The organism is Pseudomonas sp. NMI542_15 (genome assembly GCF_021283425.1).
GTDB lineage: Bacteria > Pseudomonadota > Gammaproteobacteria > Pseudomonadales > Pseudomonadaceae > Aquipseudomonas > Aquipseudomonas fortuita.
The window spans coordinates 495,277-507,728 of record NZ_JAJSRO010000003.1; the positions used below are offsets into that span (position 1 = coordinate 495,277).

The 12,452-nt window shown below is 58.5% G+C and carries 13 protein-coding genes; 3 read left to right on the forward strand and 10 right to left on the reverse strand.

The annotated features are described in order from the left end of the window. Nucleotides 1-52: 52 nt before the first annotated feature. Nucleotides 53-1,492, forward strand: coding sequence for a cardiolipin synthase (gene cls / locus LU684_RS08275; RefSeq protein WP_232894451.1), 1,440 nt, complete (start codon nucleotides 53-55; stop codon nucleotides 1,490-1,492). Between the two features lie 81 nt (nucleotides 1,493-1,573). On the opposite strand, the gene cfaB is transcribed toward cls, so the two are convergent. Continuing rightward, nucleotides 1,574-2,758 carry a C17 cyclopropane fatty acid synthase CfaB gene (cfaB, locus tag LU684_RS08280; RefSeq protein ID WP_232894452.1) on the reverse strand — a complete coding sequence of 395 codons (1,185 nt, stop codon included), beginning with the start codon at nucleotides 2,756-2,758 and terminating at the stop codon, nucleotides 1,574-1,576. A 208-nt stretch (nucleotides 2,759-2,966) separates the two neighbouring features. Between cfaB and lpdA the strand changes: the two genes are divergently transcribed. Next, the gene (gene lpdA / locus LU684_RS08285; RefSeq protein WP_016489887.1) at nucleotides 2,967-4,367 is read left to right on the forward strand and encodes a dihydrolipoyl dehydrogenase; all 1,401 of its coding nucleotides are present in this window, start codon (nucleotides 2,967-2,969) and stop codon (nucleotides 4,365-4,367) included. Between the two features lie 294 nt (nucleotides 4,368-4,661). Here lpdA and LU684_RS08290 read toward each other — a convergent pair whose 3' ends face one another. The 8 genes from LU684_RS08290 to LU684_RS08325 all read right to left on the reverse strand — a co-directional run bounded on the left by LU684_RS08290 (nucleotide 4,662) and on the right by LU684_RS08325 (nucleotide 10,884). Further along, entirely contained in the window at nucleotides 4,662-5,660 is a 999-nt protein-coding gene (locus LU684_RS08290; protein WP_095116272.1) for a DUF4917 family protein, read from the reverse strand. 165 nt (nucleotides 5,661-5,825) lie between these two features. Further along, nucleotides 5,826-6,386, reverse strand: coding sequence for an arsinothricin resistance N-acetyltransferase ArsN1 family B (locus LU684_RS08295; RefSeq protein WP_095116274.1), 561 nt, complete (start codon nucleotides 6,384-6,386; stop codon nucleotides 5,826-5,828). Next, entirely contained in the window at nucleotides 6,379-7,461 is a 1,083-nt protein-coding gene (locus LU684_RS08300) for an ArsO family NAD(P)H-dependent flavin-containing monooxygenase (RefSeq protein ID WP_095116278.1), read from the reverse strand. The genes LU684_RS08295 and LU684_RS08300 overlap by 8 nt, the downstream gene beginning before the upstream one ends. 25 nt (nucleotides 7,462-7,486) lie before the next feature. Next, nucleotides 7,487-7,990, reverse strand: a complete 504-nt coding sequence (locus tag LU684_RS08305) for a cyclin-dependent kinase inhibitor 3 family protein (protein ID WP_095116280.1) — start codon at nucleotides 7,988-7,990, stop codon at nucleotides 7,487-7,489. A gap of 4 nt (nucleotides 7,991-7,994) precedes the next feature. Further along, nucleotides 7,995-8,708, reverse strand: coding sequence for an arsenical resistance protein ArsH (arsH, locus tag LU684_RS08310; protein WP_095116283.1), 714 nt, complete (start codon nucleotides 8,706-8,708; stop codon nucleotides 7,995-7,997). A gap of 23 nt (nucleotides 8,709-8,731) precedes the next feature. After that, nucleotides 8,732-9,202, reverse strand: coding sequence for an arsenate reductase ArsC (locus LU684_RS08315; protein WP_095116286.1), 471 nt, complete (start codon nucleotides 9,200-9,202; stop codon nucleotides 8,732-8,734). Between the two features lie 14 nt (nucleotides 9,203-9,216). Next, nucleotides 9,217-10,500, reverse strand: coding sequence for an arsenic transporter (locus LU684_RS08320; RefSeq protein WP_095116288.1), 1,284 nt, complete (start codon nucleotides 10,498-10,500; stop codon nucleotides 9,217-9,219). A 27-nt stretch (nucleotides 10,501-10,527) separates the two neighbouring features. Continuing rightward, a complete protein-coding gene (locus tag LU684_RS08325; RefSeq protein WP_060519748.1) occupies nucleotides 10,528-10,884 on the reverse strand; it encodes a metalloregulator ArsR/SmtB family transcription factor in 357 nt (118 codons plus the stop codon). A 733-nt stretch (nucleotides 10,885-11,617) separates the two neighbouring features. Here LU684_RS08325 and LU684_RS08330 point away from each other — a divergent pair. Beyond that, nucleotides 11,618-11,950: a DUF2790 domain-containing protein gene (locus tag LU684_RS08330; RefSeq protein ID WP_095116292.1), complete on the forward strand. Its 333-nt coding sequence runs from the start codon at nucleotides 11,618-11,620 to the stop codon at nucleotides 11,948-11,950. Nucleotides 11,951-12,086: 136 nt separating this feature from the next. Here the strand turns inward: LU684_RS08330 and LU684_RS08335 are convergent, their stop codons facing one another. Then, nucleotides 12,087-12,413, reverse strand: a complete 327-nt coding sequence (locus LU684_RS08335; RefSeq protein WP_095116293.1) for a four-helix bundle copper-binding protein — start codon at nucleotides 12,411-12,413, stop codon at nucleotides 12,087-12,089. Nucleotides 12,414-12,452 lie beyond the last annotated feature (39 nt).

A 12,452-nucleotide genomic window follows, 5' to 3' on the forward strand; every position in this document is an offset into this window, starting at 1 on the left:
GGACCGGGAACGTGTTCTGTTACCTCAAGTGTACTCGGCAAGCAGGATGCATATGGATTACCACAGCCCCTACTTTTTTGGTTACCTACTCGGACTGATTCACTTACTGGGTATCGTCGCCGCGCTGCACGCGATCTTTACCGTGCGTACCGCCCAAGGCGCCATCGCCTGGGCCATGCCCTTGTTTTTCATCCCCTACCTTACCTTGATCCCCTACCTGATCTTCGGCGCCCGCTCGTTCTATGCCTACATCAAGGCCAGGCGCCAGGCCAACCAGGAAATGCACGTGGCCATGGCCAATCTCAACTGGCGGCCTTGGGTGGAAGAAGCCCTCACCGCCCGGGAATCAGAAAGCTACACAGCCCTGCGCGCCATGCCCAAGCTGGGCCGCATGCCCTGCCTGGCGAACAACCAGGTGAAGTTGCTGATCGATGGAAAGGCCACCTTCGATGCCATCTTCGCCGCCATCGACAAAGCCCGCGATGTGGTGCTGGTGCAGTTCTTCATCATCCATGACGACAACCTCGGCAAGGCACTGCAACAACTGCTGCTCCGTAAGGCCGCCGAAGGGGTGCAGGTATTCGTGCTCTATGACCGCGTCGGCAGCCATGCCTTGCCAGCCCGCTACAGCCAGCAGCTGCGCGACGGCGGTGTGCAGATTCATGCCTTCGCCACCCGCCGCGGTTGGTTCAACCGCTTCCAGGTAAACTTCCGCAATCACCGCAAGATCGTGGTAGTGGATGGCCTGATTGGGTTCATCGGCGGGCACAACGTGGGCGATGAATACCTCGGTGAGCACCCGAAGCTTTCCCCTTGGCGCGACACCCATGCGCAGATCGGCGGGCCGGTGCTGGCCTGCCTGCAGGAGTCGTTCGCCGAAGACTGGTACTGGGCCACGCGCCAGCTACCGCCGCTGATCCTGCCGGATACCTACCCGGACAACGGCGTGCTGTGCCAGGCCTTGGCCAGCGGCCCGGCCGACCCGCAGGAAACCTGCTCGCTGTTCTTCCTCGAAGCAATCCACTCCGCCACCCGCCGGGTGTGGATCACCAGTCCCTACTTCATCCCGGACGAGGCGGTGTTCGCCGCCTTGCGCCTGGCGGTGCTGCGTGGGGTCGATGTACGCGTGCTGATCCCGTCACGACCAGACCATCGTGTGGTCTATGCCGCCTCAAGCCTGTTCGCCTTCGAAGCGGTGCGCGCGGGTGTGCGCATGTTCCGCTATCAGCCGGGCTTCCTGCATCAAAAGGTGGTGCTGGTGGACGATGATGTCAGCGCGATCGGCAGTGCCAACCTGGACAACCGCTCGTTCCGTCTGAATTTCGAGATCACCCTGCTCACCGTCGACCGCAGCTTCGCCGACCAGGTGGAGAAGATGCTGATCAATGACTTTGAACAGTCGCGGGAAATCACTGCGGAGGACAGCCTGGACACTCATCGACTGCAGCAGTTGGGGATGCGGATTGCACGGCTGATTTCGCCAATCCTTTAAGCTAAGCAGTATGAGTGTGGGAGCGGCCTTGCGGCCCTCTCGCGACACAAGGCCGCTCCCACAAAATCCGCATCTACATGCTTAGCGATACAGATCTTCGCGCGTCCAGGGCAGGTCATGGTGCCCGTCGGCGTATGGCTTCACTGCCAAGATCTGGTGCAGGTTGATCCAGCCCTTCTCAAAGGCATAGGCACAACCTGCAAGGTACAGGCGCCAGATGCGCAGGGTTTTTTCCGGCACCAGCGCCGCCGCCTTGTGCAGCTGATTCTCCAGGTTTTCGCTCCAGTGATGCAGGGTCTTGGCGTAGTGCAGGCGCAGGCTTTCCACGTCTACGACCTCCAGTCCCGCTTCGCAGAGGCTGGCGCTGATCATCGACAGGTGAGGCAGCTCGCCATGGGGGAACACGTAGCGGTCGATGAACTCACCTGCGCCACGTCCGACCGGGCGGCCATCGACATGCTTGGCGGTGATCCCGTGGTTCATCACCAGCCCCCCTTCCCTCACGGCGCCGAACAGTTTCTGGCAATACAGCGCCAGGTTGGCATGCCCGACATGCTCGAACATACCAACGCTGACAACCTTGTCGAAGCGACCGTCTTGAGGCAGGTCACGGTAGTCGAGAATCTGCAGGTCGATTTTGTCGGCCAACCCTTCGGCCTTGACCCGCTGCCTGCCAAGCTTGAGCTGCTCCTTGCTCAAGGTGATGCCGAATACCTTGGCGTCATATTCCCGTGCAGCGAAGCGCGCAAGGCCACCCCAACCACAGCCCACGTCCAGCAGGTAGTCGCCGGCATTGAGGCGCAACTTGCGACACAGGTGGTCGAACTTGTCCTGCTGTGCCTGATCGAGCGTGTTATCAGGCTCGCGAAAGTAGGCGCACGAATAGGCCATGTCCTGATCCAGCCACAGCCGATAGAACGCGTTGGAAACATCGTAGTGATAGGAAATGGCTTCAGCGTCAGTGCTTTTGTCGTGAGCAAGCCGCGCCGGCGAAGCCTCTTCAAAATCAGGCAACAGCGCCTCGCTCAGCTCATCACATACCCGGATGGCTTCACCGATGTCGCCTTCCAGCTCCAGCTTGCCTTCGACGAACGCTGTGCCCAACTGCTCCAGGCTCGGGTGCGTCAACTGGCTGATCAACTGTGGCTCTTTGACCAGGATGGTGACCTGCGGGCTAGGCCCCAGATCGAACTGGTTACCGTCCCACAATTTCAGCCGCAGCGGCAGATGCAGGCTCTGCAGTGCAGGTGGAAGTTGCGCGAGCATGAACAACCCTCCCTATCCGTTTCTGGCTACAACGCCTGATATTTCGAACGTCGTCGGATCAGAGTAGTTCATTGGTGGGAGGTTTCCTCTAAACGAGACCAAGGTCTAGAACCAACTGATCTTATCCATACAGCAGATTGTATACAATTCTCGCATCTCAGCTTAACCTTGTGCCCCTCTCGCGCTTCTACATCCTGGAGTTGAACCCATGAAATCCTATGACGTGGTGATCATCGGCGGTGGCCCTGGCGGCTACAACGCAGCCATCCGCGCTGGCCAGCTTGGCCTGAGTGTTGCCTGCGTGGAAGGCCGCTCGACCTTGGGCGGCACTTGTTTGAACGTGGGCTGCATGCCCTCCAAGGCACTGTTGCATGCGTCCGAGCTGTACGAGGCCGCCAGCGGTGAAGAGTTCGCCCACCTCGGTATCGAAGTAAAGCCCACCCTTAACCTCGCCCAGATGATGAAACAGAAGGACGAGAGCGTGACCGGCCTGACCAAAGGTATCGAATACCTGTTCCGCAAGAACAAGGTCGACTGGATCAAAGGTTGGGGCCGCCTGGACGGCGTCGGCAAGGTTGTAGTAAAGGCTGAAGACGGCAGCGAAACTGCGCTGCAAGCCAAGGATGTGGTCATCGCCACCGGCTCGGAGCCCACCCCTCTGCCGGGGGTGACCATCGATAACCAGCGCATCATCGACTCGACCGGCGCACTGTCGCTGCCGCAAGTGCCCAAGCATCTGGTCGTCATCGGTGCCGGCGTGATCGGCCTTGAGCTGGGTTCCGTCTGGCGGCGCCTGGGCAGCCAAGTCACCGTCATCGAATACCTTGATCGCATCTGCCCAGGTACCGACACGGAAACCGCCAAGACCCTGCAAAAGGCACTCGCCAAGCAAGGCATGGTGTTCAAGCTGGGCAGCAAAGTGACTCAAGCCACTGCAAGTGCCGAGGGTGTGAGCCTGACGCTGGAGCCTGCTGCCGGCGGCACCGCAGAATCGCTGCAGGCCGATTACGTGCTGGTGGCTATCGGCCGCCGCCCTTATACCAAGGGGCTGAACCTTGAGAGCGTGGGCCTGGAAACCGACAAGCGCGGCATGCTCGGTAACGAACACCACCGCACTTCAGTGCCCGGTGTGTGGGTGATTGGTGACGTCACTTCCGGCCCGATGCTGGCGCACAAGGCCGAAGACGAAGCCGTAGCCTGCATCGAGCGTATTGCCGGCAAGCCCCACGAGGTCAACTACAACCTCATCCCTGGCGTGATCTACACCCGCCCGGAGTTGGCCACCGTGGGCAAGACCGAAGAGCAGCTCAAAGCCGAAGGGCGTGCTTATAAAGTCGGCAAGTTCCCCTTCACCGCCAACAGCCGCGCCAAGATCAACCACGAGACCGAAGGCTTCGCCAAAGTCATCGCCGATGCCCAAACCGATGAAGTGCTAGGTGTGCACCTGGTGGGCCCAAGCGTCAGCGAGATGATCGGTGAGTTCTGTGTGGCCATGGAATTCTCGGCCTCGGCAGAAGACATCGCCCTGACCTGCCACCCCCACCCGACCCGCTCCGAGGCCTTGCGCCAGGCAGCGATGAATGTGGACGGCATGGCGATGCAGATCTGACAGTACCCCTCGCTCCCCAAGGCATTCGAATCATATGTCCTGGGGCGCTATTGCCTGATCATCATTAAGCAAAAAGCCCTCCATATGGAGGGCTTTTGGATTTAGAGAATTAAAACTGTCGCAAAGAGGCCCAGTTTCCGTGGCCTTCAGCCCGATTCGGAGGAAACGCAAAACTGTCGCGAGCCCCCAAAACCGTTGACTCGGACAAATGCGCCAGAGAATAAAAACTGTCTAGCCCAGTAATGACGGGCCTTACAGCCACCTCTGAGATTTCAGGAGTGGATGTCCTGCCCGCTATTCGGGTTGAACCCAGCAGCCCGGGCTCTCACTGTCGAAGAAATCGACCTCAACTGGCCCCAGGTCATCCTGAATGATTTGGTAAGCCATGTTGCAATAAGGCTGATATCCCCGAAAGACTGAGACGGCTACGCGCTCAATGCCCGTCCCCTTCATTCGCTTGAGCAAATGCCTGTCGTGCTCCCCCAGGCCCCAACCGAACAGTGTCAGTGTCTTCCGGGGCGCCGTAAGCACCTCTCGATAGACAGTCGACAGGTAGTAGCTATTTTGAATCGAAGCTACCTTCTGACGCATGGTTCCTTCACTGACAAACAGCGGTACCACACGCTCGTTTTTCCACTCCTGAAGAATGGCTTCCAGCAAGCCGCCGCCCAATGCGCGGATCTTGAACTCTTCCTCTATGTTGTTGCGGCATAAAGCTAAGCTGCCATGGGGGTAGAACACCAACGTATTCACTCGCTCCTTGTACAGCTTCCGGAATCGACGCCAGTCGTCATCGAATACCCCGCCATCGACGAAGCAGTCTTTGAACATATGGCCGTCCGGGATGTTGAGACCATAGGCCACCGTCCAGTAAACCAGCAGGTCATAGTTTAGCGACAAGACCGTGTCGAACTCCTTCAGATACCGGTACATGTTCGGCAGATGATCGGTGATCTGGTGATACTCAGGGTGAACATCCCGCACTGCCTGGATCAGGCAATCCCGGACGCGCACGTAGGCTTCGTGGGTACGCTGATCTGGGATCTCCAACGATTTGTTGACGTTGGATGCTTGCCAGACGACCCGCAGAATTAGCTCAAAATCCTCTGTCTCAAAAAACTCGAACAGACGCGCCACGTCGTTCTGGAGCAGCTCATTTTCCCTTACATGTTCTAGCAGTGAGCGGTACGCAAAACTCTGCGACACAGCGATACTCGCGCCGTTGCCCAACAAGATGGTACCGCGCTGATAATTCTGAGCTATTTCTGCCCATGGCTTTACGGGGTATGGCATAGAGGCCACCTTCGAGTTGTGATCGCAAGGATCATATCTCTGATGGTTCCATCGAGTCTTCTAGGCCGCCGACGTGTCTTCGCAACCCGCTAGCTCAGATTCAAGCCCTGCGGACGAAACGCTCAGTGGCCGCTCAAATGGACCCTTCAATATGGACCTCATGTTCTAACGCGGCATTGGGATTTGGGATAAGAAGCTTGTAGGAGCCTCAGGCCGACAACCCTCGCCACCGAAATCAAACCGCCAATACCCCACGTCATGCCACGCATCGAGTTTGAACCCGACCTGCGAAAACGTACCGATGTGCTGAAAGCCGAGTTGCTCATGGAGACCCACGCTTCCTTCGTTCGGTAAAGAAATACCCGCGTATGCAGAACGATATCCTAGCTGCTTCAGAACCGGCAGGAGAACGTCATAAAGCTGCCGGCCAATCCCACTCCGACGCTGCCCCTCTGCAACGTAGACGGTCACATCTACCGCCCACCGATATGCCGCTCGCGCTCGATGCTGGCTAGCATAGGCATAACCGACCACCCGACCTTGCTGCACAGCCACAAAATATGGATAGGTATGAAGCGTCGTCTCGATTCGCTGGCGCATTTCTTCCGCGCTCGGCGCTACCTCTTCAAACGAGATGGCAGTGTGGAGCACAATCGGCGCGTAGATAGCCTGTATGGATGCAGCGTCTTCTGGACCAGCAATACGAATCTCGATTCCGCTATGCATCCGGCTGCTCCAAGCTGTTCAGGTATTCCACTACTTCGTTTACGGTGCTGCGCGCGGTACGGGTGACGCCGATCAGCGTCGCCGAGGCCAGTCCGGTCCAGTCGCCATATCCGACCAGCCAGAGGCGCGGCTCGCAAATAGAGCGCGACCCGTCAACCTCGACCCTGCCGTTGTCATCCAGCACGCCCAACGCCAGCAAGTGATCCAGAGCCGGCCGGAAGCCGGTACACCAGACCACCGCATCGACCTGGGTTTTCTCACCATTGGGCCAGACGACCCCATCTGGCGTGAATGATGTGAAAGGCCTTACAGCACGAAGGGCCCCACGCTCGCGAGCTCGGACCACCGAGGGCACCATGACGATATCGCCAAGCCCACCGACCGGTGCATCGATAACCCGGCCCTCCTGTTGAGCCTTGAGGCGCTCGGTAGCCCGCTCGAACAGCACCCGGCCATCGACATCATCAGGCAGAAACGCCGGCTCCTCCGTGGTTACCCACGTTGCGTCGGCGACCTCGGACAGCTCCGCATAGATTTGCGCCCCCGAGTTGCCACCACCAACGACCAGCACGCGCTTTCTTTGGAGAGCCTCTGGTGACTGATAATTGGCGGAGTGAATTTGCTGCCCCCGGTACAGCTCTATCCCCGGATAAACCGGAACATAGGGTGTGCTCCAAGTCCCCGTTGCGCTGATGACGGCACAGGCTTCCCAGTCGCGGTCCTTCGAGCGAACACGAAGGCCACGCCCGGTTCGCTCCACCGCCGTGACGCTGACGGGGCGAACGATAGGAAACCCGTAGCGCGCCTCGTACTGCTCCAGATAGCTGACCACGTGATCCCTATCGGGATTACCTTCGGTGACTAGCGGCATCGGCCAGCCCGCGATCGAGCTCCATGCGGAGGGTGAGAATAGCGTCAGCGAGTCCCAGCCATGGCGCCACGCCCCGCCCGCAGCCTCTTCGGCGTCGAGCAGCAGGAACGACAACTTGGCCCGCTTGAGAAAATAGGCCACCGTCAGCGCGGACTGCCCGCCGCCAATTACGATGACATCGAGTAGCTCGCCTTCGGTGGCCATGGTTTCTCCTGTCTGGCTGGAGCGTTCAGTCTTCGCCGAACTGGTTGATGTAGTTGATGTGCGCAGGCTTCTGAATCGCCCGTGGGCGAAGCTCCTGCACCCATGCGATCGCCTCGCGACGCGGCATTCCGGATTCGATCAGCAGACGGGCAGCGAACAGCCCGGTGCGACCGGAGCCGCCCTTGCAGTGGATGGCCAGGGCCTTGTTTGAAGCGAGCAAATTGTCCAACTGGTGGCGAATCTCTCCCAACCGAGCCTCGAAGTTCTGATCAGGAGCCTGATCATCCTCGATCGGCAACTGGTACCACTCCAACCCATGCTGCCTAGCCGCGACGCCAAGCTCACCAGCGCCGTTTTTCTGAAGCTCTGTATCCGACATCAGGGTAACCAGCGCCACGGCGCCAGCCTGCTTCAGCGTCTCCAGGCTTTCATCGAGATCACTGGTCTGGGTGCCCGGGCAGGGTGTGAAAATCAGCGCTCCCGGGGCATGGGGCAGCGATTTCATCGAGTAGGGATGCGACATGCTCATGACCTCAAATGGACCGCAGATTTACTCGCTTGGACAGCTCTTCCACCGACTCCTTGCGCTCGGAGTAGCGGTCCACCAGGTAATCCTGGCGATCGCGCAGCAGCAGGGTGAACTTGGTCAGCTCTTCCATCACATCGACCAGACGGTCGTAGAAGGAGGACGGCTTCATCCGCCCGGCATCGTCGAACTCCAGGAATGCCTTGGGTACCGAGGACTGGTTGGGGATGGTGAACATCCGCATCCAGCGGCCAAGCACGCGCAGTTGGTTCACCACGTTGAACGACTGCGAACCACCGCAGACCTGCAGCACAGCAAGGGTCTTGCCCTGGGTTGGACGAACGGCGCCCATGGCCAGCGGTACCCAGTCGATCTGCGCCTTGAACACGCCGCTCATCGAACCGTGGCGCTCGGGCGAGCACCACACCTGGCCCTCGGACCATTGCATCAGCTCGCGGAGTTCCAACACCTTCTCGTGGGAGTCCGGAGCGTCATCCGGCAGCGGCAGGCCGGAAGGGTCGAAAATACGGGTTTCGGCGCCGAACGCTTCCAGCAGGCGCGCAGCTTCCTGGACCATCAAACGGCTGAATGAGCGTTCGCGAGTCGATCCGTACAGCAGCAGGATCCGTGGTTTATGCGTGGAGGGATCCTTCGGCTCCAGCCGCTCCAGCGACGGCAGATCGATCAGTTCTGGCTGGACATTTGGCAGGTGGTCGTTCATTTCAGTCTCCATTGATCCAAGGCCTACAGCGCGCCGATGCGAGCAAGTTCGGCTTTCAGTTCGTCCTGGCTCAGTTGCGAGAAGGGCAGCGCAATGAAAGCGCGCACGCGCTCATCGATCTTCGCAAGTGTGGTCTGGAAAGCTTGTTCGATTTCCGCCTCACTGCCGGTAACCGCCGAAGGGTCGGCCAGGCCCCAGTGGGCTTTGAGCGATGGCCCGAAGAAGATCGGACAGGCTTCGCCGGCAGCTCTATCACACACGGTGACAACTATGTCGGGGGGAGAGCTCTCGAAAGCATCCGAGGCCTTGCTTGAAAGACCAGCGGTGGGGATACCGGCGGCTTCCAAGGTCTTCAATGCCCGCTCATTGACCTTGCCGCTTGGGTAGCTACCCGAGCTCACAGCTTCCATACCCTCAGAGGCCAGATGATTGAACAGCGCCTCGGACAGGATGCTGCGGCAGCTGTTGTGGGTGCACATGAACAAGACTTTCATCAGGTATCTCCGGTTCAAAAGCTCAGGCGGATGGCCAATGCGGCCAAGGTGGCAAGCAGGATTGGCAGCGTCAGGACGATACCGGTGCGGAAGTAGTAACCCCAGGTGATGACGATGTTCTTGCGGGCCAGCACGTGCAGCCACAGCAAGGTGGCCAGGCTGCCGATTGGGGTGATTTTCGGACCGAGATCACAGCCGATGACGTTGGCGTAGATCATGGCCTCGCGCACGATGCCGGTGGCCTCGGCGGAATGGATCGACAAAGCTCCTACCAGCACAGTGGGCATGTTGTTCATGACCGACGACAGGCCAGCGGCGAGCAGCCCCGTCCCGAGGGATGCGCCCCAGACCCCGTAGCCGGCGAAGACATTGAGGATATGCGTCAGGAAGTCGGTGAGGCCGGCGTTACGCAGGCCATAGACCACGAGGTACATGCCAAGAGAGAACACCACGACCTGCCAAGGCGCGTCCCTGAGCACCTTGCGGGTAGAAATCACGTGCCCGCGCGCGGCGATCAGATACAGGATCAGCGCACAGGCAGCAGCGATGGCGCTGATGGGAACGCCTAGCGGCTCGATGGCGAAGAAGCCGACCAGCAACATGGCAAGTACCCACCAGCCGGCAACGAACGTCGCCTTGTCGCGGATAGCGGCTTCGGGAGCCTTCAGTTGGTCGAGTTCATAGGTTCGCGGCAGGTCCTTGCGGAAGAACCACAGCAGCATTCCCAGCGTGGCGGCGATACTGACCAGGTTCACCGGCACCATGATCGAGGCGTACTCGCTGAAACCGATGCCAAAGTAGTCGGCGGAAACGATGTTCACCAGGTTGGACACCACCAGCGGCAGGCTCGCGGTATCGGCGATAAAACCTGCTGCCATGACAAATGCCAACGTCGCCGCCGGGGAAAAACGCAGGGCAAGCAGCATGGCGATAACGATCGGCGTCAGGATCAGCGCTGCGCCATCATTGGCGAATAACGCCGACACTGCTGCTCCCAGGAGAATGATGAAAGCGAACAGCTTGCGGGTACTGCCGTTGCCCCAGCGGGCCACATGCAACGCTGCCCATTCGAAGAAACCCGCCTCATCCAGCAAAAGGCTGATGATGATGACAGCGATAAACGTTGCGGTGGCGTTCCATACTATCTGCCACACCACTGGGATATCAGACAGATTCACTACGCCCGCCAGTAGCGCCACGACCGCCCCTAGACCAGCGCTCCAGCCCACCCCCAGACCCTTTGGCTGCCAGATCACCAGAACGATCGTTGCTAGAAAAATCAAAAATGCGATGAACATGGCTCAACTCAGTCAGCGAAGTGAAAATCAAGCACAAGCAGCAGGGCTTTGTGGACGCTCGCCCATTTCAGCAAGGCGCACAGCATCGGCGCTTAGCCACTGGGCGTTTGCATCGACAACACTCTTGAGCATCATCTGCACCCATTCTGGCAAGGACGGATTGAGGCGGTAATACACCCATTGTCCCTGCCGCCGGTCCATGAGGATTCCGGCTTCTCGCAATTGAGCAAGATGCCGAGAAATCTTCGGCTGGCTGAGGTCGAGTGCGCAGGTCAACTCACATACGCATAGCTCGCCTTCACTGGCGATCAGCAAGGTCATCCGGGCTCGTGTTTCGTCAGCCAAGCATTTAAAAACGATGGGGGGGGTTAGGGTTTCCCGCATTTGACCTCCTGGGGAACGCAGCACGGGCGGCTCATATCTGGAGGCTCGAATATATGACCATTCGGATATACGGTAAAGCAGATATTAATTCACTGACCAGATGACCGAGTCACAGTAAGAGGCAAAATCCAGGGTTCGCGCCCTTATCCGGATATTGATTCCCTTCCCATCGAGTCCACGATGAACCACCCTGAGATGTCTCTCCGATTGCTTGGTGCCGATCAGATCCAGGGGTTGGATGAGTATCTTTCCGCAGCCGGCTTGCCTACCCAGGACCTTCTGCAGCACGACCGCATGTTCAATTCCTTTCACCGTGGAGAAACGGAACTGGGATATGGGGCATCGAAGGATGGCCAGGCTCGTCTAATTCGTTCGCTGGTTGTGGATCCTGGGAAAGAGGATCCGGGGTCGGTACCTTGCTGCTTAGAGCACTTGAACGCATAGCCGAAGCCGACGGGGCTTAAAGCCTCTGCGGACCACAATTGCGCCCGATTTAGTCGAGGCTCGGGGATATGAGCGCAGAGAGCGATCCCTAGCCCCTAGGGTGATTTCCAACTCCGCAGAGTTTGAAAAGCTCTGTCCCGCGTCGGCTTTACCTTAGGTACCCGCAAACTGTCTATGAGGGAATAGCGCTGTCAACCCAGCACAGCCTTACAAAGATGTAATGCCTGGATCACATGGATGACAGCTACCGGGCCTTAGGCTGCAGTCATGTTTTCATGGAGTAACTGAAATGATCAAAGCCAAATGCATCGCCGGCCTACTTCTCTTAATCGCCTCCTCATCCGCTTTTTCCGAAGGAGGATCTGATCGTTTGCACGGAAAAATGATTCACGCGAATGAGCAGGCTATGCGTGCATACGCAGCAGCCAATGGAAAAAAGCCACCTGAGGTGATCCATTATCGCTATGGAATGAAGCTGGACGTGGCGAGGGTCATCAGCAGGACTTCGACCAACGGTAGCTGCGACGTGATGCCGGCACAGATGAATTACGAGGACTCAACAGGAGAGCTGAAAATCCTTGAATATCGCACTGCCGGAATTAACTGCAGGGGTCAAAACTGACCGATGCACAGGTTAATTTTTGAAGTCAGCTGATCACCAGCAGCGCCACAGCTGATCGGCCGCCAGGGGCTTGTGATCGACCGACCGAGGTCTTCCCTAAGTACTTTGCAAAAGAGCGACGGTCGGTCGAAATTAATTAGGCAGCCATTGCTTCGCAGGATTGTGCGCAGGCGAAACAGGCCTGTGCGCAATGCTGACAGTGGTCTGCCTTATGCTTACCGCACTCCTCCCCGCAGGCGCGGCAAATCCTTGCGCACAACGCACAAAAGTCCTTGGCGAGCATGCTTTCTCGTGCCATCAAGGTAGCCGCCAGCTTGCACATATCTGCGCAATCCCTGTCCAGCTTGATGCAGTCAGCCATCATTTTTACGTCCTGCTCTTGCAGGCAGGCTGACGCGCAGCCTTCACAGGCCAGCGCGCAGCGCAGGCATTCCGAGATGCATTTATCAAAGCTACTGTTCATGATCATATCTCCGGTATCGGGTCGATGTGATGCCAGTGC

Bases quoted from the DNA above. Each gene is read 5' to 3' on its own strand.
- cls (WP_232894451.1), top strand. From the start codon at position 53: ATGGATTACCACAGCCCCTACTTTTTTGGTTACCTACTCGGACTGATT.
- cfaB (WP_232894452.1), bottom strand. From the start codon at position 2,758: ATGCTCGCGCAACTTCCACCTGCACTGCAGAGCCTGCATCTGCCGCTG.
- lpdA (WP_016489887.1), top strand. From the start codon at position 2,967: ATGAAATCCTATGACGTGGTGATCATCGGCGGTGGCCCTGGCGGCTAC.
- LU684_RS08290 (WP_095116272.1), bottom strand. From the start codon at position 5,660: ATGCCATACCCCGTAAAGCCATGGGCAGAAATAGCTCAGAATTATCAG.
- LU684_RS08295 (WP_095116274.1), bottom strand. From the start codon at position 6,386: ATGCATAGCGGAATCGAGATTCGTATTGCTGGTCCAGAAGACGCTGCA.
- LU684_RS08300 (WP_095116278.1), bottom strand. From the start codon at position 7,461: ATGGCCACCGAAGGCGAGCTACTCGATGTCATCGTAATTGGCGGCGGG.
- LU684_RS08305 (WP_095116280.1), bottom strand. From the start codon at position 7,990: ATGAGCATGTCGCATCCCTACTCGATGAAATCGCTGCCCCATGCCCCG.
- arsH (WP_095116283.1), bottom strand. From the start codon at position 8,708: ATGAACGACCACCTGCCAAATGTCCAGCCAGAACTGATCGATCTGCCG.
- LU684_RS08315 (WP_095116286.1), bottom strand. From the start codon at position 9,202: ATGAAAGTCTTGTTCATGTGCACCCACAACAGCTGCCGCAGCATCCTG.
- LU684_RS08320 (WP_095116288.1), bottom strand. From the start codon at position 10,500: ATGTTCATCGCATTTTTGATTTTTCTAGCAACGATCGTTCTGGTGATC.
- LU684_RS08325 (WP_060519748.1), bottom strand. From the start codon at position 10,884: ATGCGGGAAACCCTAACCCCCCCCATCGTTTTTAAATGCTTGGCTGAC.
- LU684_RS08330 (WP_095116292.1), top strand. From the start codon at position 11,618: ATGATCAAAGCCAAATGCATCGCCGGCCTACTTCTCTTAATCGCCTCC.
- LU684_RS08335 (WP_095116293.1), bottom strand. From the start codon at position 12,413: ATGAACAGTAGCTTTGATAAATGCATCTCGGAATGCCTGCGCTGCGCG.